Source organism: Rhodococcus sp. 077-4, assembly GCF_047782425.1.
Classification (GTDB): Bacteria; Actinomycetota; Actinomycetes; order Mycobacteriales; family Mycobacteriaceae; genus Rhodococcoides.
Genome location: NZ_JAJPWC010000001.1, coordinates 1,718,498 through 1,744,313 on the forward strand (window position 1 = coordinate 1,718,498; position 25,816 = coordinate 1,744,313).

Here is a 25,816-nt window from a genome sequence, read left to right on the forward strand (position 1 = left end):
TCGGTGGTTCCCGATAGCGTCGTCGGTATGAGAATCCTGCACACCTCGGACTGGCATATCGGTCGCACCTTTCACGGTGTCGACCTGTTGGCCGACCAGGGCGCTGTGCTCGAGTCCATCGCGAAACTGGTTGCGGCACAATCGATCGACGTGGTGGTAGTACCGGGCGACATCTACGACCGCGCAGTTCCCAGTGCGGACGCAGTCCTCGTCTGCAATCGCGGACTGGAAGCAATTCGAGCAGCAGGTGCCGTGATCGTCGCGACGTCGGGAAACCACGATTCACCCGCGCGGCTCGGAGCCGGTGCTGCGTTCGCCTCGGCGGGAGGGCTGCATCTGATGACCCGGGTCGGTGACGTCGCAACCCCGGTCGTCATCGACGACGAGCACGGCTGCGTTGCCTTCTACGGCATCCCGTATCTCGAGCCCGAGACCACGCGAGTCGAACTCGACGTTCCCTCTGCGCGCACCCACGCCGACGTGCTCGGTGCTGCGATGGATCGGGTGCGCGGTGACCTGACAGCGAGAAGTGATGCAGGGCAACCCGTTCGCTCGGTCGTGCTCGCCCACGCGTTCATCGTCGGCGGTGAGGCGACGGGTTCGGAGCGTTCGATCTCCTCCGGAGGTATCGAAACAGCACCGGCATCGGCGTTCGACGGCGTCGACTACGTGGCGCTGGGCCATCTGCATTCCCCACAGACTCTCACCGATCGAGTGCGGTACTCCGGTTCTCCCTTGCCGTACTCGTTCGGTGAACGATCGCACCGCAAGGCCGTCTGGATTCTCGACCTCGATGCCGACGGCCTCTGCAGCGTCGAGCGAGTGGACCTGCCGGTGGTACGCGGCCTCGCCCGAATCGAAGGCACCGTCGAGGAATTGACAACAGACACAGCCTATTGCGAGTTCGAGGACCACTACGTCTCCGCCGTCCTCACCGACGAGGTGCGTCCGGTGGACGCAATGCGACTGCTGCAGCGGCGTTTTCCGCACGCGATACATCTGGAGTGGCGTCGCCCCGAGGGTTCCGGCGAGCTTCGCTACCGCGACCGAGTGCGCGGCCGTAGCGATCTCGACATCGCCACCTCGTTCGTGACGGATATGCGAAGCGCACCCACCGCAGCGGAGTCCGCACTCCTGGCTCGCGCGCTGAGTTCCGTACAACGCGAAACCGAGTCCACTCGCGAGCAGGCCACCGCAGCCGACCGCGGCGCCGCATGAGGCTGCATTCACTCGAGATCACCGCCTTCGGTCCCTTTGCCGGTACGGAGACGGTGGACTTCGACGCCCTCGGAGCCGACGGGCTCTTCCTCCTGCACGGCCACACCGGAGCAGGCAAGACGACGGTCCTCGACGCCGTCGCGTTCGCGCTGTACGGAACCGTGCCCGGAGCTCGCCGTGAGGGCAAGCGGCTGCTGTCCGATCACGCTCCCACCGGAGCGGTTCCACAGGTCACGTTGGAAGCGACACTCGGTGGTCGACGCGTCAGGATCGTGCGCAGTCCGGAGTTCCTGCGGCCCAAGCTCCGAAGCACGGGCACCACCAAACAACATGCCAAAGCCAGTCTCACCTGGCTCGACGGCCGTGGGCAGAACCTCACTCGGCTCAGCGAGATCGGTGACGCCGTCAATGCATTGCTCGGAATGAGCGCCGACCAGTTCTTTCAGGTGGTGCTGCTGCCGCAGGGCGAGTTCGCGCGATTCCTGCGCGCCGACAGCGACGAGCGCGGAAACCTGCTCGAAAGACTCTTCGACACAGGCAGATTCGGTGATGTCGAAGAGTGGTTCGCGCGGCGCCGTCGAGAGTTGGCCGCCGAACTCGCCGACGCTCACCACGGCATCGACATCATGCTCGGCCGGGTATCACAGGCATCGGGAGTGCCCGAGCCCGCGAACGAGAACGGCGAGCAACCCGATCCCCTCGAATGGGCCGCCGACGTTCTCGACGACGCACGACAGAACCGGACTCTCGCGCAAGGTCGGGCGGTGTTGGTCGACGCGGCAGCTCGGCGCGCGTCGGCAGCTCTTGCCTCTGCCTCCACCGTCCTCGATCTGCAGCGGCGGCGTGCGCTCGCCGAGAGCCAACTGGCGCAGTACCGCGACGGTGAAGCGGCTCGGGCAGCGCTGCGACGCACACTCTCGGATTCCGCGGCGGCAGGCCCGATCGCAGACGCCGCAGCCGACCTTCGCCTCGCACGGGCGGCAGCCGATGCGGCGACTGCTGCACTTGCCGCGGCCGACAGCGCTCTGCCCGACACCGCCGAGGGACAGCGCTTCCGCGACGCGTTGCACTGGCCGCCCGCGCCTGCCGACCCTGCGGACGAGCGCACTGTCATCGCCGAGTTCGTGCGCACCTGGACCATCGACGTGGCGCGGCTGCAGTCTCTGCTCGGTCTCACCCGCGAAGCGGACCGGCTCGACGCCACTCTCGCCGACTATCGTGCACAGCAACGCACCACCGCAGCAGCGATAGAACGCACCGTGCAGACACAGAACTCGATGCCCGAGAAGATCGCAGCCGTCGAATCGCGGATGGCACGAGCCTCCGCGGCTGCGGCAGAGCTGGCGGGCCTGGAGGAGCGCTGCGTACGGGCCCGCCTGGCAGCGGAGTCTGCACTCGAATTGGTGCGCAAGCGTGCCGCTCTGGCCGAGGCCGAACGTGCCCGCGACACCGCTGGAGCGGCCCACAACAAGGCCTGGGAGCATCTGCTCGATCTCCGTGAGCGCCGCATCGATGGGATGGCGGCCGAGCTGGCGGCTCGGTTGTCTGCGGGCGAGCCCTGCGTGGTGTGTGGGTCGCAGGTGCACCCGCATCCTGCTGCGGCGTCGCCGTCGACCGTCACGAAGGCGCAGGAAGACAAGGCTGCTGCCGCGGAACGTAAGGCCGCGGCTGTGCTCGATCTTGCGGTCGCAGATGTCGCAGAAGCACGACGCGGCGTCGACCTGCTGCACGACCGCACCGGTGGAGCCTCCACTGCGGAATCGGCCCAGATCCTCGACGCTGCAACCAGCGCACTGCGGGTTGCCCGCGAGAGTGCTGCCGATGTCGACCCGGCACACGCGGAGCTGAGGCGGCTGCGCAGCGAGTCGGCTGCGCTGACGGTCACGCTTCACGATCTCGTCGCCTCGCGCGGCGCCGTGGACGAGCGCATATCGGTCACCGAGGAATCCGTGGCGCAGATGCGCGCATCGGTGGCCGCGGAGGTCGACGAGGGTGTCTCGCTGGTGGACCGAATTGCCGAGCGAGAAGCGTCGATCGACGGTGCCCGAAGAATTCAAGAGGCGCGCATCGAGTGGCTCGACGCCACCGCGCAGGCGGATGTTCTACTCGCACAACTCGATCGACGAGTGGAGGCGTCGAACTTCGATTCCGTCGACGCCGCAGCCGGGGCAGTTTTGGCGGCAGACCGTGCCGAACGGATCGAGGCCGAACTCCGCGCAGCCGAGGAGACCAGAGCACACGCCGAACATGTTCTCTGCGAGCCCGCCATCGTGGCCGTCGCCGGGCAGCCACCGGTTGATCTCGACCCGTTGCGTCTGGCCTGCGAGGAGTTGGACGGCCAGGTCAGGGCTGCCGCCGCGTCGGTTGCGGAATGCCGAAGGCGCGCAGACGATCTGGAACGACTGATCGCCGAACTGTTCACCGCAGCCCAGGCCATTGCGCCGCAGCGGGCCGAATTCGACGAGCTCGCCAACCTGGCGGACGTGGTGGCAGGCCGCGGCCAGAATGCACGCAAGATGTCGTTGCGGTCCTACGTTCTTGCGTCCCGACTCGAGGACGTCGCCGAGTCTGCATCCGCGCGGCTGCGTCGAATGTCTTCGGGGCGTTACGAATTCGTCCACTCCGACGAGGCGGGCGTCCGCGGGAAGCGCGGCGGTCTCGGGTTGGACATCCGGGACGACTACACCGGCGTCGTGCGCTCCGCGAAGACGCTCTCGGGCGGTGAAGCGTTCCTCGCCTCGCTCTCGCTTGCGCTGGGTCTGGCCGACGTCGTGGCCGCCGAATCGGGCGGCGTAGTGCTGGACACCATGTTCATCGACGAAGGATTCGGCACGCTCGACGCCGACACCCTCGAATCGGTGATGGCCGTCCTCGACGAACTACGCGCGGGCGGACGCGTCGTCGGCGTCGTCAGTCACGTCGACGAGATGCGGCAGCGAATTCCCAGTCGCCTCTACGTCAAGCGGGAGCGCACCGGGTCCACCCTTCAGGTCGTCGCGTCCTGACCCGAGGCAGGTTTGTCGGACTTCGACTCGTCCTCGTCCAGACCGGCCTGTTCGTCGGTCAGTCCTTCGGGCGGCGGGATCTCGTCTTCGAGCTCGTCCTGATCCGGTTCGGTCGAGCGTGCGTCGATCTGCTCGGACAGGTACCTGATCAGCACTGCTGCGACCGCTGCGGCGGGCACTGCGAGGAATGCGCCGATGATGCCGAACAGCGAGCTGCCGCCGGCGACGGCCAGCAGCACTATCGCCGGATGCAGGTTCATGCTGCGGCTCTGCAGAATCGGCTGCAGCACATTGCCCTCCAGCTGCTGCACCGCCACGATGATGGCGAGCACGATCAGCGCTGTCGTCAGGCCGTTCGCCACCAGAGCGACCAGTACCGCGAGAGCGCCCGCGACGAAGGCACCGATGATCGGGATGAAGCCGCCGATGAACGTCAAGGTTGCCAGTACCAGTGCCAGCGGAACGCCGAGAATGACGAGGCCGACACCGATGAAGATGGCGTCGATGAAACTGACGATGGCCTGGGTTCGGATGAACCCGCCCAGCGTCGCCCACATTCGCGACAGCACCTCGCCCAGGTGGGTTCCGGCGCGGCCACCGGAGAATCCGTGCAGCCACGGCAAAAATTTCGGTCCGTCCTTGACGAAGAAGAACGTCAGAACCAAGACCAGCGCCAAGGTGACCAGTAGCGAGCCGGCAGCCGACACACCACTGAAGACACCGCTGGCGATGACCTCCCCGCTGTCCTGCAGGCGCGAGACGATGGCCGACACCGCCGAGTCGATCTGGTCGTCGCCGATGTTGAGCGGCGGACCCTTCAGCCAGTCCTGAACCTGTGCGATACCGCCCGACGCCTGGTCGACCAACTCGGGAGCCTGCTCGGCGACCGAGGGGATGATCAGGGTGATCACGCCGCCGATGACGACGAAGAACACGACGAGCGATACCGACGCGGCCAAGGCGGGAGGAAAGCCCAGACGCATCATCAGCTTCGCCGGCGGCCACAACACCGTTGCGACGATCACCGCGAGCAGGACCGGAAGCAGAATGACCCAGAGATGCCCGATCAGCCAGCCCAACACCCACGCTCCGGCGGCGATCGAAATGAGGATCAGCGACCACTTGGCAAGCCACATGCCGCCGACCCCGATGAGGTCACCGCGGTCTCGGCTGGACTCGGACTTCGACGTACTGCCGGGAACTGCCGATTCGGTCACTGTGGGGTCCTCACATTCGGCGGGTGGCGGTTCGTGAAGAACCATAACGTCCCGGCATGCGGTGGGCTCGCGTCACCGCCTTCGATCAGGCGGCTTCATGCGCCAGCAACCACTTCTTCACCGGCAATCCCCAACGAAAGCCGCCGAGGGCGCCGCCGATCCGCACCACCCGGTGGCACGGCACGAACAGCGCGGCGGCATTGCGAGCGCAGGCCGACGCCGCACCGCGGATGGCGGTTGGTCGGCCGGACAGTTCTGCGAACTGTGAATAGGTCACCGGTGCCCCGGGTTCGACGGTTCGCAGCACGCCCCAGGCATGCATGAGAAATTCGCCGGATCGTTGGGCGACGGCAACGGAGTCGATCACGGTCAACTCGCCGCGATGGTAGGCATCGACGGCTCGGGTCACCTCGCCGAGGTCCGGCGCGTCACGCACGGTGTCGGGCCGCATCGTCGGGTGGATCAGTATGCGGAGCTCCTCGACGTCGGCGGTCCATCCGGATGCGAGGACGCGCTGATCGGCGTCGACGATGGTGGTGAACGGACCGATCGGGGTGTCCTGCGTCGCGGCGGTTGCTGGGGTGAAAATACCGGCGGTCATGCTTCTCTTCTTTCCAGTGCGGTGATCCACAGGTGCATCGAGACGTATGAACGCCACGGAGCCCAGCGGGCAGAATTGTCCAACGAGATGTCCAGCGCCTGAGCGCCTTGACGGACGACGAGATCGGTGTCGAGCAGAACATCGGGGTCGCCGAGTAGCCGCATCACGACATAACGGGCGGTCCAAGGGCCGATTCCTTTGAGTGCGAGCAGTTCTCGCTCGAGTTCCGGCCCTTCTCGCGCGGGATGCAGCACGACGCTTCCCGACGCGATGGCGTCGGCGACGCGGATGACGGTCTGTACTCGGGCGGCAGGTCCGGTGAGTATCTCGTGGCCTCGTTCGGCGATGACGGCGGGTTCGGGGAACAGTCGGGTGACGCGTCCGTCGCCGAAGTCCAGGGGTGCGCCGAGGGCATCGACGAGCCGGGCGGTGTGGGTGGCGGCTGCCTTCAGTGAGATCTGCTGCCCGATCACGGTGCGCAGCAACATCTCTGCGCCGTCGACCACTCCGAGGGCGCGGATGCCGGGGTGGGCGTCGACGCTCGGTGCCAACTGCGGATCGCTGCGTAGGGCGTCGTCGACGGCGACTGGATCGGCATCGAGATCGAGTAGGTGTCGGATCCGGGCGACGGCGGGTGCCAGATCGCGCATGTCCTGCAATGTCACTGCGGCACTGATGTATCCGTCCATCACCCGTAATGCCACGAGCCCGGCTGCGTGCGGCAGGGCTAGCGAGCGCACGTATTCCCCATCCTCGGCGAAGGACTCGATGCCCTCGACCACGTGGCCCTTGAGGAACCACTCGATCCAGCCACGGTCCAAAGGTTGGCGGTAAGGCAACCGCAGTGTGACGGTTCCGCCTGCGGCCGAGACGGCGGTGCGGTGTGCCTCGCGGCGCAGCGTCGACGGGTCGACGGCGAAGACTTCCTTGATGGTGTCGTTGAACTGCCGGACGCTGGAAAAGCCGGCCGCGAAGGCGACGTCGGCCATCGACATGTCGGTGGTCTGGATCAGCGTGCGGGCGGTGTGGGCGCGATGCGCGCGGGCCAGAGCGAGCGGTCCTGCCCCGACTTCGGCTGTGAGCACGCGGGTCAGTTGCCGGGTCGAGTAGCCGAGGGTGCCGGCGAGGCCGTCGACGCCACCGCGTTCGACGGCTCCGTCGGAGATCAGCCGCATGGCGCGAGAACTGAGATCCGAGTGGATGTTCCAGCGTGGGGAACCGGGAGTGGCGTCGGGCTGGCAGCGGCGGCAGGCGCGGTAGCCGGATTGTTGCGCCGCCGCCGCGGTGGCCAGGAACGAGACGTTGCCGGGCTTGGGTGTGCGGGCCGGGCAGGAGGGGCGGCAGTAGATGCCGGTGGTGGAGACGGCGGTGAAGAACTGGCCGTCGAACCGTGCGTCACGCGAGGAGACTGCGCGATAACACCGATCGAAGTCCAGTTCTTGCACCTGACTGTCGCTGCTCATACGTCCACTGTGTCAGTGCGGACGTGTCGGAGCTAGCGGAAATCGGACGTGGCTGCGCCCCTCGTGCGCGTTTTGCGTACCTCCAGCTACGCAAAACGCGCACGAGGGCGAAGCCCTAACAGCAGCGGGCCCCCGGGTTTCGGTCCGCCTCTGCGTGGCGGTCCTTCCAGTACTGCCGCACGGTCGGTGGCTGCTGGCCCGGGTGGTGGCGGGCCAGATGGGCGACATAGCGGTCGTAATCGTGGTCGCCCATCACCGAGGTGATCCACCACCACAGCCCGCGCATCTAGTGCGCCGATCCGGGGCGGCGGACGGTACCTGCTTCGATCAGCTCGTCCCATTCGGCCTGGATCTTCTTCTCCGCCGGGGTGAGGACGAAACCGGTGGGGCCGAAGATCTTCGACGGCACCTCGGGCTCCTCGTTGTCCGGAAGATCGACTCCGCGAACGGCTTTGACGCACACCCACACTCCGGCGAACACGACGACCAGCACCAGCACCGCGAAGATGATCGACAGCGTGCCCTGGATGAAGGTGTTGCGGATGACGGCGTCGATGGCCTCGGGGGTCTTGGCGCTGCCGAAGGTGCTCAGGCCCTGCGCCTTTGCGTCGCGGAACTGCGAGTGTTGCGTCCAGTATCCGATGGCCGGGACGGAGGAGAAGATCTTCTGGTACGACGCCGTCATGGTGACGATGAGGTCCCAGGCAAGGGGGAGTCCGGGGATCCAGGCCCACTTGTAGAGGCCACGCTTGACGACGATCACCAGCACCACCGTCAGTGCGATCGCGGCGAGAAGCTGGTTGGCGATACCGAACAGCGGGAACAGGGTGTTGATGCCGCCGAGTGGATCGGTGACGCCCATGAGAAGGATTGCGCCCCATGCTGCGACGACGATGAGGGAGCAGATCCAGGCACCGGGACGCCAGGACGGATCCTTGAACTTCTTGGCCGTCGAGCCGGGCAGGTTGCCGATGCTGTCGGAGAGCATGAAGCGCGCGACGCGGGTTCCGGCGTCGACCGTGGTGAGGATGAACAGTGCCTCGAACATGATCGCGAAGTGGTACCAGAACGACTTGAGCCCCGGCCCGCCGAACACCTGGTGCAGTACCTCGGACATACCGAACGCCAACGTCGGTGCGCCGCCGGTGCGCGAGATGATCGACTCCTCGCCCACATCGGCTGCAGCCTGGCTCAATTCGGCGGGGGTGATGGCATCGCCGCTCAGCGGCAATTTGCTGACGTACTCCGCCGCAGTCTCAGGTGTGCCACCGGTCAGCGTCGTCGGAGCGTTCAGTGCGAAGTAGATGTGCTGATCCAGAACGCAGGCCGTGATCAACGCCATGATGGCGACGAAGGACTCGGTGAGCATGCCGCCGTAGCCGATCATGCGCATCTGCTTTTCCTTCTCGAGCAACTTCGGCGTGGTGCCGGAGGAGATCAGAGCGTGGAACCCGGAGAGCGCACCGCAGGCGATGGTGATGAACAGGAACGGGAACAGCGATCCTGCGAATGCCGGGCCGTTGCCCTCGGTGGCGAAACTCGTCATTGCCGGCATCTGGATCTCGGGACGTGCGATGAGGATGCCGACGGCCAGCAGTGCGATGGTGCCGACCTTCATGAACGTCGAGAGGTAGTCGCGCGGTGCGAGCAGCAGCCACACAGGCAGGATGCAGGCGAGCAGGCCGTAGCCGATCAGCAGCCAGGCGACGGTCACCTTGGAGAGGGTGAACCAGTCTGTGCCCCATTCGGTTTCGGCTACCCAGCCGCCGGAGACGATCGCGAGCAGCAGCAGGACGACGCCGATGAGGGAGACCTCGGTGACGTTGCCCGGTCGCAGGAAGCGCAGGTAGACGCCCATGAACAGTGCGATCGGGATGGTCAGCGCGATGGAGAAGACGCCCCACGGGCTTTCGGCGAGTGCGTTGACGACGACGAGGGCGAGCACCGCGATGAGGATGATCATGATGACGAACACCGCGACCAGGGCGGCGGTTCCGCCGATCACTCCGAGTTCGTCTCGGGCCATCTGTCCGAGGCTGCGGCCGTGCCGACGCGTCGAGATCCAGAGCACCAGGAAATCCTGTACGGCACCGGCGAACACGACGCCGATGATGATCCACATGGTGCCGGGCAGGTAGCCCATCTGAGCGGCGAGGACGGGTCCGACGAGCGGTCCGGCTCCGGCGATCGCGGCGAAGTGGTGGCCGAACAGCACCCGACGGTCCGTCGGCATGTAGTCCCTGCCGTTCTCCAGAATTTCGGCGGGCGTGGCGCGGTCGTCGCGCGGGAAGACGATCTTGCGTTCGATCAGCCTGGCGTAGAAGCGAAAAGCGAAGATGTACGTGCACACCGCGGCGATGACGAACCAGACGGCGTTGGGGTTCTCACCGCGGACGATGGCGATGATCGTCCAGGCGACGCCGCCGAGCAGGCCGATGGCAACGAGCATGAGCCGCTTGATCGTGGTCATCGGATGTGACTCGACGACGCCGACGGGCGGTAGATCGGGATCTGTCTTCAGCAATTCGACGTGTGGTTCGTCGGCCGCTTTCAGTGACATGTGTGGGGTCTCCATGGTCGCAGGTGTGACTGCGATCACCCTATGTGCGGCGCGGGTGCACGTCCTCGAATCGACGCATCGCGGTGCGCTCGGCGGTTGCTGGAGTGCGACGAGCGGCAACCCTGCCGAGATGCCCGCAGATCAGCCGCCGAGGGCGTCGTCGACGGCTCGGGCGCTGAGTACCTGGTCCAATACCAGTGCTGCGCTGCCGATGACCCCGGAGAGGTCGCCGTGGGTGGTGGCCTGGATGGTGAGGGCCTTGGTGGCCAGGGCGGTGGCGTTTCCGTAGACGGTTTCACGCAGCCCGGCGACGAAGATGTCGTAGGCGTTCGCCATGTCGCCGCCGATGATGAGCACTTCGGGGTTGAGCAGGTTCACGGCACCGGCCAGAGTTTCGCCGATGTGGCGGCCACTGTCGCGGATGAGTCTGCGCGCTTCCGGGTCTCCGCTCACCGCGAGGTCGACGACGCCGCGGATGTGGCCGACATTGCGCCCCTGCTCGTTGAGCGCGCGCACCAGTGCCCAGCCGCCGGCGATGGCTTCGAGGCAGCCGCTGTCGCCGCACCTGCACGCGACGCCCACTGCGGCTGCAGTCTTGGTGTGGCCGAATTCGCCTGCAGCTCCTAGTGATCCACGCTGCAGCGCGCCGCCTGCGACGATTCCGGCTCCCAGGCCCGTCGACGCTTTGACCAGCAGGGCATTGCGGAAGCGATCTCGATTGTCTCGGCGTTCGGCCAGGACCATCGCATTGGCGTCGTTGTCGAGAAACACCGGAGCCGATGTGGTGTCGGCGAAGAACGGCGCCAGCGGCACCCCGTCCCAGCCGTGCATGATCGGCGAATCCAGGCTGCAACCCCGGTCGGTGTCCGCAGTGCCGGGGATGGACAGACCGACCCCGAGGATGCGGTGGCCGGTTCGCTGCGATTCGTCGAGGAGTGCTTCCAGACGCTTGGTGATCTGCGGCATCAGCTCGTCCGGGCCGACGCCGATCTCCTGGTCGACGCTGTCGCTCGCGAGCAGTTCCCCGCCGAGTGTGAAGACTCCCAGTTGGGAGCGACTGCGTCCGATCGCGGCGGCGAGTACGACGCCGGCGTCGACGTCGAAGGACAGCCGTGCGGGAGGTCGGCCGCCGGTCGAATGCGTGTCCTCGGTTTCGACGACGAGGCCGAGTTCGGTGAGCGCGGCGACGCGGGAGGCGACGGCCGACCGGGAGAGGCCGGTGATCCGGCCGAGTTCCGTGCGGGTTTCGGCGTCTCCGTCGCGAACGAGAGCGAAGATGCCACCTGCCGTTGCAGGTGGAGCGCTCAGGCGCGGCATCGACATGGACGCCATTCAACCAACTGGCAACTTTTCCGGCAACAGCCTAAGAAGTGCCACTTATAACTTCGAAAAACATAAGTTGGGTTGCTGGACGACCCAAGCGGCCTTAGGGTTGATCGTGAGAGACCGAACATCGGAGATGCTCATGGACACACTTCATCCGGTTCTGCGGCAGGTCACCGACCGCATCGCAGACCGCAGCCAGTCCGCCCGCACCACATATCTCGCTCGCATCGCAGACGCGGGGGATCGAGGCCCCGCCCGAGGACGCCTCGCCTGCGCCAACATCGCCCACGGCTTCGCTGCCTCCGGCACGGCCGACAAGCAGGCCCTCCGCGGCATGGTCAAACCCAACATCGCCATCGTGTCCGCGTACAACGACATGCTCTCGGCGCACAAGCCGTTCGAGACCTACCCCGCCGTGCTCAAGAAGTCCGTTATCGACGCCGGTGGCATCGCGCAGTTCGCCGGCGGCGTTCCCGCCATGTGCGACGGCATCACCCAGGGTCGCGACGGCATGCAGCTCTCGCTCTTCAGTCGCGACATCATCGCGATGTCGACCGCAATCGCGTTGTCCCACGACATGTTCGACGCCACCCTCATGCTCGGGGTGTGCGACAAGATCGTCCCCGGAATGCTCATCGGCGCACTGAGTTTCGGTCATCTCCCCGCGGTGTTCGTGCCCGCGGGACCGATGACGTCCGGACTCCCCAACGGGGAGAAGGCAAAAGCGCGCCAGCTCTACGCCGAGGGCAAGGTGGGCCGCGAGGCGCTGCTGGACGCCGAGGCCGCGTCGTATCACGGCAGTGGCACGTGCACGTTCTTCGGAACGGCCAATTCCAATCAGCTGCTCATGGAGGTCATGGGTCTGCACCTGCCGGGATCGTCGTTCGTGAACCCCGGAACTGCGATGCGCGACGCATTGACCCGCGAGGCCGCCCACGTCGTCACCGGCCTGACGTCGCTCGGTGACAATTACACGCCGGTGGGGGAGATAGTCGACGAGAAGTCGATCGTCAACGGCTGCGTCGCGTTGCTCGCCACCGGTGGTTCGACCAACCACACGATGCACCTCGTCGCGATCGCGAAGGCCGCCGGCATCACGTTGACCTGGCAGGACCTGTCCGATCTGTCGGCCGTCGTACCGCTGATGGCGCGGATCTACCCGAACGGCAAGGCGGACGTCAACCACTTCCACGCGGCAGGCGGTCTCGGGTTCGTCATCGGGTCTCTGCTCGACGCGGGGTTGATGCATGAGGACGTCACAACCATTGCGGGCAAGGGTCTTTCGCGCTACACGCAGGAACCGAAGCTGGACGGGGACGGCGTCATGTGGCAGGACGGCACGCGAATCAGCCACGACGCCAGCGTGTTACGTGGAGCGAGCGAGCCCTTCAGTGCCGACGGCGGACTGAAGATGCTGACCGGGCCGATCGGCAAGTGCGTGATCAAGACCTCCGCGGTGGCGCCGGAACATCGGGTGGTCAGCGGGCCGGCGCGGGTATTCGACGACCAGGCGGACTTCCTCGCGGCTTTCGACGCGGGGCTGCTCGACTCCGATTTCGTTGCGGTGCTGCGCTATCAGGGACCGCAGGCCAACGGAATGCCCGAGCTGCACAAGCTCACCCCGGCACTGGGAATCCTGCAGGATCGAGGCCGGTCCGTCGCCCTGATCACCGATGGCCGGATGTCGGGAGCCTCCGGGAAGGTCCCTGCAGCAATTCATTTGACGCCCGAGGCCGCGAGTGGCGGACCGATCGCGAAGATCCTGGACGGTGACGTGATCACCCTCGATTCCCTCGGTGGAACATTGTCGATCGACGTTCCGCTCGCCGAATTCGAGGCACGGCCGGTCACCGGTCGTGTGTTGGACGCCGACGAGTGGTCGAGTACCGGTCGTGACCTGTTCTCCGGGATGCGTGCGATCGTCGGTCCGGCCGACGAGGGTGCCATGTTCGTGATGCGTTGACCCTCGATGGCTCAAGAAAAAGGTAAGAAATTGACTGCATCCCTGCTCGACCGCGTACCCGTCATCCCCGTCGTCGTCATCGACGAACTCGAACACGCCGTTCCCATAGCCCGCGCCCTGGTGGCGGGCGGAGTGCCCGTAATCGAGCTGACCCTGCGGACGCCGGTGGCCCTCGACGCCATCGAGCGCATCGCCGCGGAGGTTCCCGAGATCCTGATCGGTGCAGGCACGATCGTCACTCCCGGTCAGGCGAAACAGGCCGCCGACGCGGGCGCTCAGTTTCTGGTTTCGCCTGGCTGCACGCCGTCACTGACCAAAGCGATGCGAGACACCGGGCTGCCCCACTTACCCGGCGCTGCAACGGTATCCGAGGTGCTCACCCTCCTCGAGGCCGGCTACACCGAGCTCAAGTTCTTCCCGGCCGAGGGGTCGGGCGGCGCGAATTTCTTGAAGTCCATTTACTCGCCGATCCCCGCCGCAAAATTCTGCCCGACGGGTGGCATCTCCACTGCCAACGCGTCGAGCTATCTGGCGTTGCCGAACGTCGGCTGCGTGGGGGGATCGTGGCTCACCCCGGCTTCGGCCGTCGCGCAGGAGGATTGGGACGAGATCGTCGCACTGGCGGCAGCGACGGCCGACCTCGTCTGATCCAGCTCGACTCCGACGATTCTCGATTCGATGGAACCGGACGCGTCGATGCCGCGTCTTATAGCTGTCCGTCATCGAACAATCGGGGGAAATTTTCATGTCGAGTCCGTACGAGCAGTCCGAGTTTCAGCAGCCGTTCCCAGCAGCCCAGCCCTACGCGCAGGCACCGGCCCTGCCGGCCTCGAATGCAGGGTGGGCCGTGGTGGCCGTCATCTTCTTCTGGCCGTTGGCCATCCCGGCGTTCAATCACGCGCTGAAGGTTCATCCGTTGTGGCTGATGGGTGACGTTCAGGGTGCACAGTATTCGTCGAGCCGTGCCGGATTCTTCGGCAAGCTCTCGCTGGGCATCTTCGTGGTCTTCATCGTCCTCTACCTGGCATTCATTGCCCTTGTCGTCGCGAACATGTGACCGGTGGCCTGCGGATGGCGGCAAGCGCTGCTCATCCGCGGGTAACCGAGATGCCGCCGTCGACGTAGAGGGTTGTGCCGTGCACCATCGCGGCGTCGTCCGAGACCAGGAACAGAACGCCGTCGGCGATGTCCTGCGGCGAGAGCACTGTGCCCGCCGGCGTGCCGGCCGTCATGGCGTCCAACACCTGTCGTGCATCCTCGTTGCCCGGCGTCAGCGTCGCACCGGGTGCGAGGGCGTTGACCCGCACACCGCGTGGCCCGAACTCTGCGGCCCAACTGCGAGTGAGCTGTTCGTCGGCGGCCTTGGTTGCGGAGTACATCGCAGCGAACGGGCTTCCCATCGTGGCCATCCACGATCCGATGTTCACGATGACGCCGTTGCCGCGCTCGGCCATGGCCGGTGCCAGTTCACCGACGAGCACGTGCGGAGCCCGGATGTTGACGGCAAGCATTGCGTCGAGTTGGTCGTCGGCGAGATCTGCGGTTGCGGTGGCGGGATAGATGCCGGCGTTGTTGACGAGAATGTCGACTCGGCCACCGAGTGCGTCGGCAGCGCGTCCGGCGAAGTCTCGGATGTCCTGGTAGCTGCCGGAGAGGTCCACCGGTACGAAGGTCGCCGTGCCGTCGGCTGCGGTAATTCGGTCCACTACTGCCGAACCTTTCGCGGAGTCGCGGCCGCTGACGACAACCGATGCGCCGTGAGCGGCGAGAGTCGACGCGATGGCGGCACCGATACCGCTGGTGGATCCGGTGATGACGGCGGTCCGTCCGAAAAGTCGCTGTGGTGCAGAAGAAGTCATGACGTCATGTCTACGGGCGGTGGGCTCGACCAACCAGGCGTCGCTCTGCCTAGGTCTGTCGTGACCAGGTTGGCTATCGCCCGTGTCGCTACTGTGGATTTCGTGAGCAACGACAGGTCCGCCCTCAGTGCGTTTCTGCGTGATCGGCGTGACCGCATGACCCCGACCGAAGCCGGGTTGCCCACCTATCCCGGTGCCCGACGGGTGCCGGGGCTGCGGCGAGAAGAGCTGGCCGCGCTGGCCGGGGTGAGTTCGGATTACTACAGCAAACTCGAACAGGGACGCCAGGCCAACGTGTCGAACGAGGTGCTCCGAGCGATCGCGCGAGCACTGAAGCTGGACGAGGTCGAATGTGCACATCTACTGGACCTCGCCTCTCCAACGGGGCCCGTCGGCGACGCCTCGGAGCGACCGGATCCGGGATTGCTCCAGGTCATGAAGGCGCTCGATCACGTCCCGGTGCTGCTACTCGGACGCTCGGGCACCATCCTGGCCAGCAACGCACTGGTTCGTGCGGTGTTGAGTCTGCCGTCGTCTACCGGGGATTCGTTGTTCCACTACCTCTTCCGTAATCCCATCGCGCGTGAGCGGATCGTGAACTGGTCGCATTTCGCGGCCGCCTCGGTCGCAGCGCTGCGTCGCGATCTCGCTCGTCGACCAGCAGACCCGACCCTGACCGCGTTGATCGACGAATTGCGTTCGTCCGAGCCTTGTTTCGAGCAATGGTGGATCGATCACGAGGTCGCCGACTTTGCAGGTGCAATCAAGATCATCCAGCACCCGGCGGCAGGCACCCTCCAATTCGGAATCGAGTTCTTGACGTCGCCGAGCGCACCGAACCAGAGTCTGATCGTCTATACCGTCGAGGAGGGGTCGAGTACCTCGAAGGTCCTGCCCATCCTGGCCAGCTGGGATCCGAATTCGGCGATCACCTCTTGACCTGAACATTGCTCGAGGTTCTAGCGTCGCAGACATGGACACCCTGAACCTCGGCAGAATCGGCATTTCGATCGACGTGTCACCGTCGTATCTCGACGATGCGCGGACGTTGGAGTCATATGGCTTCACCGCTCTGTGGCCCGCGGGTGGGCAGATCGATCGACTCGGCAGGTTGGTGGACCTGGTTCGAGCCACCGAGACGGCCATCATCGTTCCTGGCATCGTGCCGGTCGATGTGTTCTCGCCCGCGCAGACCGGGGAACTGTTCGACGAACTCTCGGACTCCGGCCGATTCGTCCTCGGCCTGGGCGGACCGCAGACTGCTCGACCTTTGGCGGGGTTGCGTAAGTACCTCGACGAGCTCGAGGTGCCCGCCGATCGCATACTGCTCGCGGCGCTGGGTCCCAAGAAGTTGGAGATGGCCCGAGACCGCGCAGCCGGCGCAATCGGTTTGCTCGTGACACCCGAGTGGACGGCTCAGGCGCGGCACTCTCTGGGGGCGGCCGAGCTGGTCGTCGATCAATTCGTCATGGTCGAGTCCGATCCAGACCGTGCCCGCGCTGCAGCACGGGAGCCGCTGAGCTTTCTCGCGACGGTCCCCGGCTATCGGCAGAACTTCCTACGTATGGGGTTCACCGAGGCTGACGTGGACCAGCTCAGCGACCGCTTGGTCGACGCCCTGGTCGTGTGGGGGAGCATCGAGGACATGGCCGATCGGGTGGCCGCCCACCACGAAGCCGGAGCGGATCACGTGGTTCTTGCACCGCTCGGCGCGTCGAGCATCGATGCTGGCCGGGCACTGTCCGAGCTGGTGGTGTCGTCAAAGTAGACTCCATAGACCGTGAGCCTCACCCTCGGAATCGTCGGACTGCCCAACGTCGGCAAGTCCACCCTCTTCAATGCACTGACCAACAACGATGTGCTGGCCGCGAACTATCCGTTCGCCACCATCGAGCCCAACGTCGGTGTGGTCGCGCTGCCGGATCCTCGGCTCGAGAAGCTGGCCGAGGTGTTCGGTTCGGAGAAGCTCGTGCCCGCGCTGGTGTCGTTCGTCGACATCGCAGGCATCGTCAAGGGTGCGTCCGAGGGCGCTGGCCTTGGCAACAAGTTCCTCGCCAACATCCGTGAAGCCGACGCCATCTGCCAGGTCGTCCGTGTCTTCGCCGACGACGACGTGGTGCACGTCGACGGTCGCGTCGATCCGACCGCAGACATCGAGGTCATCGAAACCGAACTCGCGATCGCAGACCTACAGACTCTCGAGAAGGCCATCCCGCGTCTCGAGAAAGAGGTGCGGATCAAGAAGGATCGCAAGCCTGCACTCGACGCAGCGCTGGCAGCGCAGGCCGTGCTCAACGACGGCAAGACGCTGTTCTCCGCGAAGGCGAAGCTGGACTTCGAGTTGCTGCAGGAATTTCAGCTGCTCACCACCAAGCCGTTCCTGTACGTATTCAACGCCGACGAGTCGATCCTGACCGACGACGCGAAGATCGGCGAACTCGCACGTCTCGTCGCCCCTGCTGATGCGGTGTTCCTCGACGCCAAGATCGAATCGGAACTGCTCGAACTCGACAAGGAATCGGCAGCCGAACTGCTCGAATCCGTCGGTCAGACCGAGCCCGGTCTCGACGCCCTCGCCCGCGCCGGCTTCCACACCCTGGGCCTGCAGACCTACCTCACCGCCGGCCCGAAAGAGGCCCGCGCGTGGACAATTCACCGAGGCGACACCGCACCGCAGGCAGCGGGCGTTATCCACACCGACTTCGAGCGCGGCTTCATCAAGGCCGAAATCGTTTCCTACGAAGACCTCATCGCCGCGGGATCGATGGCCTCGGCCAAGGCTGCCGGCAAGGTGCGCATCGAGGGCAAGGAATACATCATGTCCGACGGCGATGTGGTGGAGTTCCGCTTCAACGTGTGACGGACTTCGGCGCGTCAACCGCCTCAAGGTCCAGGTGACCAGTAGCCGCCGCCTTCTGCGCCGTCGGAGACGCAGAACATGTCGAGTCCATCCGGCGACACCGCAATGCCTCGGACAGTCGGATCACATGCCGATCCTGCCGCCGCGTTGTTGTCGATTATCGGTGCGGACTGTACCCAGCGTGCGCTGGTCGACCCTGCATAGGTGCATTTGAGGAATGTGCCATCGGCGGAAGTGTCGTGATTGTCGGTGCTTGGATCGCACGGACCGTCCAACTCGGGCTGAGAGACGATGGGTACCTCGGTCGCGTCGTCGGTGGTCTCCGCCGGAGGTAGAGGCGTCGTGGTGAACGGAACCGTCAACATCGCGGTTGCCGGTACCGAGTACGGCGTCAATGTTTCGGTGGATGCCGAATTGCTCGGCGTGAGAGATCCGAACCCGTACAGGAACGTCGCGACAACGAGCAGTTCGATCACCCCGATCGCCAAGCCAGCGATGGCAATTCCTCTACCGGCAGGTCGCCAGAAGGCCAGGATCCCGAACACTATCGCGACGGGAAACAGCCCAAGGAGAGCTGCCACCAGTGAGATCACGGCGTACAGGTTGACCGGTCCGGCGGCGCGATCGTCGCCTTTGGTGAGATCTACGGTCATCGACTCGTTCCCCGTTCACGGTGCGGAAAGTCATTCGGTGCGAACGCTACAGGTATTGGCTGCGGGTACGAATCAGCCGTCGTCTGCGTGGAACATCGAAGTTGGCTACGCTCCGAATCAGACGATAGGAGAACGTAGATGGGTCTGCAGGAACTCGAAGCGTTGGTACACCAGACAGCTACCGCTGGAGAACCTTTCGAGCGTGGAGCCGATGAAGCGGAGCAAAAATATCTGTCCTCGCTTGCGGTCCGACCGAATACGAAGCTGGTCTGTGAGGTCGGGTTCAATGCAGGCTTTTCCAGCTGGGCTTTTCTGTCCGCGTCACCCGACGTGACCGTCGTATCCTTCGACTTGGCCGCGTACACCTACAGTGCCGCTGCGAAAGCCCATATCGACGAACACTTTCCGGGCCGACACACACTGATCCAAGGTGATTCGCACACCACCATCGCCGCATACGCGAAGGAACGCCCGGACGTGCGGTTCGATGTCATCTTTGTCGACGGTGACCATTCGGTGGAAGGTGCTCGCGCAGACCTCGACGATCTACGTGCGCTCGCTACCGCCGAGTCGGTGGTCGTCATGGACGACATCACCCCGTGGCTCTGGTTCGGCGAAGGCCCGACCCAGGCGTGGCAGGAAGCAGTCGACACCGGCCGGATCCTGCACACCAGCTACTTCCGCGACGGAGAACCTGTCGACGAGGTGACCCCGCCGGCTGCCCGCGCCTGGGCCGAGGGTCGCTACCCCTTTTGACGCGACAGTTTGCCCACGGATTGTGCAGTTGCCCACCTGTGACGATGGGCAGATGAACAATTCGTAGGCAAATGCCGGCTACTTCTTTCCCCGCAGCTTCTTCTCCAACGGCGTCGGGAACGACGGGACCACCGCGGTACCGTCGAGCAGGGTGGTTATCCTTTCCACTTCGGCGGCAACGGCTTTCGAGACCGTCGATCCGACGTCTTCCAAGAATTCGGTAGCCACTTCTCCGGCACCGGTCACAGCCCAACCGCCGACGATGCGACCTCCGGACCAGATGGTCGGGCCGATGTTGCCGAAGGTGTCGAACAACGGGGCCTTGTGCTCGCCGAGATACCAGGCGCGATGTTTCCATCCCATCGGTGTGGGATCGAGCGCGGGCAGCAGCACAGTGCTCGTCCCAGCGGGCTTGTCGAAGGCAGTGCCGGGCAACATGATTCCCTCACCCTCGGTCAGTTCGACCGCCACGGTGTCCAATCCGGAGACCGCTCCGCGGGTTTGTGTCTTGTTCCACCCCGTCCACCACTGCAGGTCGTCGAGGGTCGCCGGTCCGAATACTTCGAGCCAGCGTCGGGCAAGTTCGGCGCGTGCCTCGGTTTCATCGAGATCTGGAATTCCGTCCGGCCACCAGTGGTCGATCGGTGCCCACGCGTGCCGTCGAGATGTCCACGCTCCCCGCGGTTCGACGCGCACCAACTTTCCCTCGGCAGCCATCATGACCAGTACCTCGGAGGTGACGTACCGCTTGACGTCGTACACCTTGTCGGTCGTCGGCAGGTAGGCCGTTTTCAGGCCGGGGACCGCGGCGGACAGCTCTGCTCCGGTCGCGGTTCCCATCGAACGTAGCGCTGTCTCGGTCTCCTGTTCGGTTGCAGCGAGCCATGATTCGACGTCTGCGATCACCGGATCGGTGGGCAATGTCGAGACCTGTTTGATCAGGCGCGTCCGCATAGTGCGGGCAACCCCGAGGCTTGCCGCGGCGTGAATGAGGGGAACGTCGTCGTGTGCGACGACGAACATCGTGCGACGCATGGCCATCAGTCGAACGAGGTTGCGGCGTTCGTACATCGCTTCGCGTACGTCTTCGAGTCCGAGCGACCGACCTCGGGCGAGTACCGAGAGATAGACCGTCGCCGGATCGGTCGCATGCAGAGCCAGCAGTGAGGATGTGACCGCCTCGGCGCTCGGCTGCTCGGCGAAATGCTGCGCGACGAGCCGGTGTCGCCGCTGGGCGTCGGTGATCTTCACGCGATCAGTGTGACGGCTGTTGAGGCGCAGGGCCGACAGAACCGGTGAGAAGGGCGTCGGCGATGTCGTCTCGGCCGTTTGCGCAAGCGTCTGCAGCTGCGCCGATGTGGTCGTAGCCGACCTTCTCGAACGAGACTGCCCAGCCGTCGCGCCCGTGGTCGTCGATCACCGCGTACCGCGCATGCGGGGAGCCCGATTCCATCACGTGCGGGTACGGCTGATCGTCGTCGTAGGCAGGCATGCCGACGCTGTCGGGATTGACGATCAGCGTGCCGCCGGCCAACCTAGCGGTGCGTTGCAGATGAGTGTGCCCACAGGCGATGACGGCGAACTGCGTGAAACCGGCTGCTCTGGCGGCGATCTCGTCGGTAGTGGCCGCACGGGAACCAACGGCATCGACGGTGTCGAGGAATACTGCTGGTCGTCGGTGGGGGTTCCGTGCACCGCCAAGACTCCCTGACCCGGTTCGAGGGAGGACGGCAACGAGGTGAGCCACCGCCGATGATCGTCGCCGATCTGCCGATGGGCGAGAAGATCGGATCGGCCCATAGTTTCGGGGTTCTGCTCGAGCAGGTAGCGGTCGTGGTTGCCGGCAATCGTGGGGAAGTCCAGCGCCATCAGCCGGTCCGCAGTCCGGCGCGGATGCAGGCCGCCGGAGAGCAGATCGCCGAGGTTCACCACGGAGTCGACGCGTTGCCGTTCGATGTCTTCGAGCACGGCGTCGAGCGCCGCGATGTTGCCGTGGATATCGGCAATGAGGGCTACTCGCACGTCCACAGGATCGCAGCACCGGCAATGGACTGCAACAGAGCCTCTCGCGGGAAATAGCTGGAGATTTCACCTCAGAACAGGGACTGTGGTGGATGATTTATCTATAGACCGGTGCCCGCCTGAACCTTAACGTGGTCCAGGTCACTTTCCGCACTACGGAAGCCGAGTCCATGTCCGCAGACACAGCCACATCCGAGCTCGAATCGCGGGTGGTCAAGAAGGTCGCCCGACGCATCATTCCGTTTCTCGGAGTGGCCTACTTCGTCAACTATCTCGATCGCACCAACATCGGTCTCGCCAAGCTGACCATGAGCGACGAATTGGGGCTCACCGAAACGATGTTCGGGTTGGCGTCCGGACTGTTCTTCATCGGCTACCTGCTGTTCGAGGTGCCGAGCAATCTGGCACTGCACAAGTTCGGCGCTCGTCGCTGGATCGCCCGCATCATGGTCTCGTGGGGAATCGTGGCCGCCGCCATGGCATTCGTACCCACCGCGGGGTGGCTGTACGGGCTTCGCATCGTTCTCGGTATCGCCGAGGCCGGCTTCTTCCCCGGTGTTCTTTTGTACATGACGATGTGGTTCCCGCGCGCCTATCGAGTCCGCCTGATGGGCCTGTTCATGCTGGCTCTGCCGGTCTCGTCTGCGCTCGGTGCACCCCTGTCGAGTGCGATCATCCAGTACTGGGACGGACTGTTCGGCCTCTCCGGTTGGCGCGTGATGTTCTTGATCGAGGGCTTGCCCGCAATTGTTCTCGGCGTGATCACCTGGTTCTATCTGACGGATCGGCCAGCACAGGCCACATGGCTCGACGACGACGAGAAGGCCTGGCTGACTGCCGAATTGGAGTCCGAAGGATCGTCGAAGGGTGCGCACATCGCCGGTTCGGTCAAACGCGCTCTTACCGACGCACGGGTGTGGATGCTCGGCCTGGTGTACTTCGGCATCACCTACGGTCTGTACTCGTTGAGCTTCTTCCTGCCCAGCATCGTCGCGGGTTTCAAGAAGACGTTCGACACGGACTTCTCACTCGTGACCACCGGTCTGATCGTCGCGGTCCCGTTCGCGGTGGGCGCCCTGGCCATGGTGTTGTGGAGCAGGCACTCGGACCGAACCGGCGAGCGCACGTGGCACGTCGCGATCCCGACGCTACTCGGCGCGGTGTCCATTCCGTTTGCGCTGTACATGGATTCGCCGTTCACCACGATGATCGCGGTGACGGTCAACGCGGTGGGCGTGTTCTGCGCTCTGCCGGTGTTCTGGTATTTGCCCAGTGCATTCCTCACCGGGGCAGGCGCGGCGGCGGGCATCGCGATCATCAACTCGGTGGGCAACATGTCCGGCTTCGGCGCACCCTACGTGACGGGCTGGCTACTCGACGCCACGGGGAACGCCCGCGCCGGACTGTGGGTCGTCGGCGGGGTGATGTTGGTGGCAGTGGCCTTGGTGCTCGTACTGCGCCGTCGCACGATGGGCGACAGGACGAGCAGCGATGTGGCAGCGCCGATAGCGCATTGACGATCGCGTGAATGAGCTGCTCCGGACATACTTGCAGCATGACGAGTCGTGGACGGGTTCGGACCTGGGAGATTCTCGGCATGCAGGGCGTGATCGATAGCGACGACACACCCGGCGGTAGTTGGACGCCGTCGGGATCCGTTGCTGTGCAGGAATTTCCTGTTCTGACTCCTGGCCAGGACGTGGAGTTCGAGTGGCAGCGACAGGAAGAACCCGTTGACGGGTACAACTTCTTCACGGTTCGCGCGTGGCCGCTGGGCACCGAGCCGGTCGCCCAGTCAGCTCGTCGGACGTCCGGTGCTTGGGATATGGCCCCCGACGGCACCGTCACCGAAGTGACAGATCTGGATTGGGAAGAACCGATTCGGGTTCGAACGTGGTCCGTCGGAGTGGTGTCCGTGTGGAACGGCGAAGAGAGTTGGGGCGTCATCGATTCCGAGGACACTCCGGGTGGGTGCTGGACTTTCTTCAGTGCCCTTCATCCAGACGAAGTCATCGACTCTCGATCGGTGGGAGGTTTCAGCATCGGCGGAGGTGTCTCCGACCTCGAAGTAGGCGAACCGGTCGACTTCGAGTGGGAGCCTGCTATCGATCAGGACGGGTATCGGTTTCGTGCGATCAAGGTTCGACCGCATCGCGAGATTCCGCCGTGGCGGATCGAGCGATTCGAAAGCTGACACGGTTTTTGCACGACGGGGTGGTAGCCGTCGATGTCATCGCCTGGTTCATGTTTCAGGTGTTCTTTCCGAGTTCACCGCGCGGGGCAGATCGCTGAAACGTCGCTGCTATCGATCCGACGACCGCCATCGGAAGAGCGAGAAAGAGCATGTCCGAGTAGGAGTCATGGGTCGCGTACACGACCCCGGCAAGGAACAGAACGACGAGGGCGGAGACGGCGAACCAGGAGACCCGCTTGCGCATTGCTATCGCTGCCACTGCAGGTGGCGATGCGAGCAACAGGCCCACGGCAACGAGAGGCCACACCCCCAGCACGTCGATGGCTCGGTCACTGCATTGGTAGGAACCGCCCTCGCCGATCTTGGAGCACGCCATCGACACGTCGAACATCGTCATCGACATCCCGCTCCACGCGGTGTAGGCCACCGCGCCAACGGCCAACGCCCACCACACCGATCGCACCATGCCCGCAGCCTAACCGCCGTACGGGATAGCAACGCCAGCACGCGTACCGATCGTAGGTTGCTTCTGATGCCAGTATTTCTCCTCTACTGGGGGATCCGGAGTAATCGAGAGCTGGGGTATTTCGCGGTTCGCCCTGAGTCGGCAATGGTCCCTGGAGTGTGCTGCTCGGCCTGCCGAGGCTGCTGGTGACCGCGCTGCACAACGGCAATCTGCGCACTCAACCGTAGGATCTCAGCGCCGTCAGGGTGCGAATACCTTGCCCGGGTTCAGGATCCCGTGTGGATCCAGCGCCTTTTTCACCGCGCGGTGCATGTCCAACACCACCGGATCCAATTCCTGTGCCAGGCCGTCCATCTTGAGCAATCCCACGCCGTGTTCGCCGGTGACGGTGCCGCCGAGTTCCAGTGCAGCGTCGATGATGTCGGCGAACGCGGCTTGCGCGCGCTCGCGGGCCGGAATGTCGTCGTGCGGAGTGATGAGCAGCGGATGCAGATTGCCGTCACCGGCGTGCGCGATATTGGCGATGGTCGTCTCGTACCGCAATCCGATCTGCTCGATACGCGAAAGCATCTCGGGTACATGCTTCTTCGGCACGCAGACGTCCTCGGTCAATACCGGGCCGAGGCGCTCCATTGCGGGATACGCCAACCGGCGAGCGGCGAACAGAGCATCGGCCTCCTCCTGATCGGTCGACACCGCCGACCACGTGGCCCCGGCCTCGTCGAAACACGACAGCATCTTCTCGGCCTGCTGGTCTCCGATCAGACCCGGATCGTCCACCCGCCCGAGCAACACCACATTTGCCTCGACCGCCAGGCCCATGTTCTTCCAGGCGTCGACGGCGATGAGGCACTGTTTGTCGATCAACTCCAGCGCGGACGGCGTCAAACCGGCGGCGGCCACGGCAGCGACGGCGCGCCCCGCGTCGACGATGGAATCGAAATAGCCGGCGACGGTGCGCTGCGGATCCTGGAGCGGACGCAGCTTCAGCGTGACTTCGGTGATGATTCCGAGGGTTCCTTCGGAGCCGGCCATGAGGCCCGCAAGGTCATATCCTGCAACACCTTTCGCGGTCTTACGCCCGAGTCGGACCAGTTCTCCGGTTCCGGTCACGACCTGCATTCCCATGACGTAGTCGCGAGTGACCCCGTATTTAACGCAACACAGCCCACCTGCGTTGGTGGCCACATTGCCGCCGATCGTCGACCACGGCGCACTGGCCGGGTCCGGGGGATACCACAGACCCTGCTCTGCAACAGCAGCTCTCAGGTGATCGTTGACTACTCCCGGCTCGACGACGGCATAGCGCTCGAGCGTGTCGATTTCCTTGATGGCGTCCATCCCGTCGAGCGCGAGCACGACGCATCCCTCGGTGGCGTTGGCCCCGCCCGACAGGCCGGTGCCCGCGCCACGCGTGACGATCGGAGTGCCATGAGCAAGGCAGGCTCGAACGATCGACTGAACCTCCTCGGCGGTCCGCGGCCGCACGACGGCAACCGGCATCGAGTAAGGGGCCCATTCCGCCTCGTCGTGCTGGTAGGACGCGATCACGTCCGGGTCGACCACGATGCGATCGGTGGGCAAGGCCTCGGACAGTAGATCGACGAGCGTCATGTTCTCGACTGTAGCTGTGAGCTGGGTCTCGGCCAATGT

The 25,816-nt window shown here is 64.8% G+C and carries 25 protein-coding genes; 12 read left to right on the forward strand and 13 right to left on the reverse strand.

The window, feature by feature from the left end; all coding sequences use genetic code 11:
• The first annotated feature begins 27 nt into the window (after positions 1 to 27).
• Complete coding sequence (locus ACNEOT_RS08475) at positions 28 to 1,218, forward strand: exonuclease SbcCD subunit D (protein WP_415973432.1); 1,191 nt, start codon at positions 28 to 30, stop codon at positions 1,216 to 1,218.
• The gene (locus tag ACNEOT_RS08480; RefSeq protein ID WP_415973433.1) at positions 1,215 to 4,223 is read left to right on the forward strand and encodes an AAA family ATPase; all 3,009 of its coding nucleotides are present in this window, start codon (positions 1,215 to 1,217) and stop codon (positions 4,221 to 4,223) included. Before ACNEOT_RS08475 ends, ACNEOT_RS08480 begins: the two co-directional genes overlap by 4 nt.
• On the opposite strand, the gene ACNEOT_RS08485 is transcribed toward ACNEOT_RS08480, so the two are convergent.
• The 6 genes from ACNEOT_RS08485 to ACNEOT_RS08510 all read right to left on the reverse strand — a co-directional run bounded on the left by ACNEOT_RS08485 (position 4,205) and on the right by ACNEOT_RS08510 (position 11,387).
• Positions 4,205 to 5,440 carry an AI-2E family transporter gene (locus ACNEOT_RS08485; protein ID WP_415973434.1) on the reverse strand — a complete coding sequence of 412 codons (1,236 nt, stop codon included), beginning with the start codon at positions 5,438 to 5,440 and terminating at the stop codon, positions 4,205 to 4,207. The two genes, ACNEOT_RS08480 and ACNEOT_RS08485, sit on opposite strands and share 19 nt — an antisense overlap.
• Positions 5,441 to 5,525: 85 nt before the next feature.
• Complete coding sequence (locus ACNEOT_RS08490) at positions 5,526 to 6,041, reverse strand: methylated-DNA--[protein]-cysteine S-methyltransferase (RefSeq protein ID WP_415973435.1); 516 nt, start codon at positions 6,039 to 6,041, stop codon at positions 5,526 to 5,528.
• Entirely contained in the window at positions 6,038 to 7,504 is a 1,467-nt protein-coding gene (locus ACNEOT_RS08495; protein ID WP_415973436.1) for an AlkA N-terminal domain-containing protein, read from the reverse strand. The genes ACNEOT_RS08490 and ACNEOT_RS08495 overlap by 4 nt, the downstream gene beginning before the upstream one ends.
• 115 nt (positions 7,505 to 7,619) lie before the next feature.
• On the reverse strand, positions 7,620 to 7,790 hold the full coding sequence (locus ACNEOT_RS08500) for a YbdD/YjiX family protein (RefSeq protein ID WP_121873321.1): 171 nt from the start codon (positions 7,788 to 7,790) through the stop codon (positions 7,620 to 7,622).
• Entirely contained in the window at positions 7,791 to 10,064 is a 2,274-nt protein-coding gene (locus ACNEOT_RS08505; protein WP_415973437.1) for a carbon starvation CstA family protein, read from the reverse strand.
• A gap of 141 nt (positions 10,065 to 10,205) precedes the next feature.
• Entirely contained in the window at positions 10,206 to 11,387 is a 1,182-nt protein-coding gene (locus tag ACNEOT_RS08510) for an ROK family protein (protein ID WP_415973438.1), read from the reverse strand.
• 142 nt (positions 11,388 to 11,529) lie between these two features.
• On the opposite strand from ACNEOT_RS08510, the gene edd reads away from it, so the two are divergent.
• The 3 genes from edd to ACNEOT_RS08525 all read left to right on the forward strand — a co-directional run bounded on the left by edd (position 11,530) and on the right by ACNEOT_RS08525 (position 14,410).
• Positions 11,530 to 13,353, forward strand: coding sequence for a phosphogluconate dehydratase (gene edd / locus ACNEOT_RS08515; protein WP_415973439.1), 1,824 nt, complete (start codon positions 11,530 to 11,532; stop codon positions 13,351 to 13,353).
• Positions 13,354 to 13,359: 6 nt separating this feature from the next.
• Complete coding sequence (eda, locus tag ACNEOT_RS08520; protein ID WP_415973440.1) at positions 13,360 to 14,001, forward strand: bifunctional 4-hydroxy-2-oxoglutarate aldolase/2-dehydro-3-deoxy-phosphogluconate aldolase; 642 nt, start codon at positions 13,360 to 13,362, stop codon at positions 13,999 to 14,001.
• A 97-nt stretch (positions 14,002 to 14,098) separates the two neighbouring features.
• Entirely contained in the window at positions 14,099 to 14,410 is a 312-nt protein-coding gene (locus ACNEOT_RS08525) for a CD225/dispanin family protein (protein ID WP_415973441.1), read from the forward strand.
• A 31-nt stretch (positions 14,411 to 14,441) separates the two neighbouring features.
• Here the strand turns inward: ACNEOT_RS08525 and ACNEOT_RS08530 are convergent, their stop codons facing one another.
• Complete coding sequence (locus ACNEOT_RS08530; protein WP_415973442.1) at positions 14,442 to 15,212, reverse strand: SDR family NAD(P)-dependent oxidoreductase; 771 nt, start codon at positions 15,210 to 15,212, stop codon at positions 14,442 to 14,444.
• A gap of 102 nt (positions 15,213 to 15,314) precedes the next feature.
• On the opposite strand from ACNEOT_RS08530, the gene ACNEOT_RS08535 reads away from it, so the two are divergent.
• The 3 genes from ACNEOT_RS08535 to ychF are packed head-to-tail and all read left to right on the forward strand — an operon-like array spanning position 15,315 to position 18,072.
• Positions 15,315 to 16,151 carry a helix-turn-helix transcriptional regulator gene (locus tag ACNEOT_RS08535; protein ID WP_415973443.1) on the forward strand — a complete coding sequence of 279 codons (837 nt, stop codon included), beginning with the start codon at positions 15,315 to 15,317 and terminating at the stop codon, positions 16,149 to 16,151.
• Between the two features lie 34 nt (positions 16,152 to 16,185).
• A complete protein-coding gene (locus ACNEOT_RS08540; RefSeq protein ID WP_415973444.1) occupies positions 16,186 to 16,980 on the forward strand; it encodes a TIGR03620 family F420-dependent LLM class oxidoreductase in 795 nt (264 codons plus the stop codon).
• Between the two features lie 12 nt (positions 16,981 to 16,992).
• Entirely contained in the window at positions 16,993 to 18,072 is a 1,080-nt protein-coding gene (gene ychF, locus ACNEOT_RS08545; protein WP_415973445.1) for a redox-regulated ATPase YchF, read from the forward strand.
• 23 nt (positions 18,073 to 18,095) lie between these two features.
• Here ychF and ACNEOT_RS08550 read toward each other — a convergent pair whose 3' ends face one another.
• On the reverse strand, positions 18,096 to 18,725 hold the full coding sequence (locus ACNEOT_RS08550; protein WP_415973446.1) for a hypothetical protein: 630 nt from the start codon (positions 18,723 to 18,725) through the stop codon (positions 18,096 to 18,098).
• Positions 18,726 to 18,863: 138 nt separating this feature from the next.
• Between ACNEOT_RS08550 and ACNEOT_RS08555 the strand changes: the two genes are divergently transcribed.
• Positions 18,864 to 19,481 (forward strand): class I SAM-dependent methyltransferase, encoded by a 618-nt coding sequence (locus ACNEOT_RS08555; protein ID WP_415973447.1) that lies wholly within the window; start codon positions 18,864 to 18,866, stop codon positions 19,479 to 19,481.
• 78 nt (positions 19,482 to 19,559) lie between these two features.
• Here the strand turns inward: ACNEOT_RS08555 and ACNEOT_RS08560 are convergent, their stop codons facing one another.
• Genes ACNEOT_RS08560 through ACNEOT_RS08570 form a run of 3 tightly spaced genes read right to left on the reverse strand, consistent with a single transcriptional unit; the run spans position 19,560 to position 21,503 of the window.
• Positions 19,560 to 20,732, reverse strand: coding sequence for a winged helix DNA-binding domain-containing protein (locus ACNEOT_RS08560; protein WP_415973448.1), 1,173 nt, complete (start codon positions 20,730 to 20,732; stop codon positions 19,560 to 19,562).
• A gap of 4 nt (positions 20,733 to 20,736) precedes the next feature.
• Complete coding sequence (locus tag ACNEOT_RS08565; RefSeq protein ID WP_415973449.1) at positions 20,737 to 20,973, reverse strand: hypothetical protein; 237 nt, start codon at positions 20,971 to 20,973, stop codon at positions 20,737 to 20,739.
• Positions 20,974 to 20,996: 23 nt separating this feature from the next.
• On the reverse strand, positions 20,997 to 21,503 hold the full coding sequence (locus ACNEOT_RS08570; protein ID WP_415973450.1) for a metallophosphoesterase family protein: 507 nt from the start codon (positions 21,501 to 21,503) through the stop codon (positions 20,997 to 20,999).
• Between the two features lie 29 nt (positions 21,504 to 21,532).
• Between ACNEOT_RS08570 and ACNEOT_RS08575 the strand changes: the two genes are divergently transcribed.
• From ACNEOT_RS08575 to ACNEOT_RS08585, 3 genes are all read left to right on the forward strand, one after another.
• A complete protein-coding gene (locus tag ACNEOT_RS08575; protein ID WP_415973706.1) occupies positions 21,533 to 21,610 on the forward strand; it encodes a hypothetical protein in 78 nt (25 codons plus the stop codon).
• 63 nt (positions 21,611 to 21,673) lie between these two features.
• Positions 21,674 to 23,020, forward strand: coding sequence for an MFS transporter (locus ACNEOT_RS08580; protein WP_415973451.1), 1,347 nt, complete (start codon positions 21,674 to 21,676; stop codon positions 23,018 to 23,020).
• 38 nt (positions 23,021 to 23,058) lie between these two features.
• Complete coding sequence (locus ACNEOT_RS08585) at positions 23,059 to 23,697, forward strand: hypothetical protein (RefSeq protein WP_415973452.1); 639 nt, start codon at positions 23,059 to 23,061, stop codon at positions 23,695 to 23,697.
• Between the two features lie 55 nt (positions 23,698 to 23,752).
• On the opposite strand, the gene ACNEOT_RS08590 is transcribed toward ACNEOT_RS08585, so the two are convergent.
• Both ACNEOT_RS08590 and ACNEOT_RS08595 read right to left on the reverse strand, forming a co-directional pair.
• A complete protein-coding gene (locus ACNEOT_RS08590) occupies positions 23,753 to 24,163 on the reverse strand; it encodes an ABC transporter permease (protein ID WP_415973453.1) in 411 nt (136 codons plus the stop codon).
• 240 nt (positions 24,164 to 24,403) lie between these two features.
• Positions 24,404 to 25,777, reverse strand: coding sequence for an FAD-binding oxidoreductase (locus ACNEOT_RS08595; RefSeq protein WP_415973454.1), 1,374 nt, complete (start codon positions 25,775 to 25,777; stop codon positions 24,404 to 24,406).
• Positions 25,778 to 25,816 lie beyond the last annotated feature (39 nt).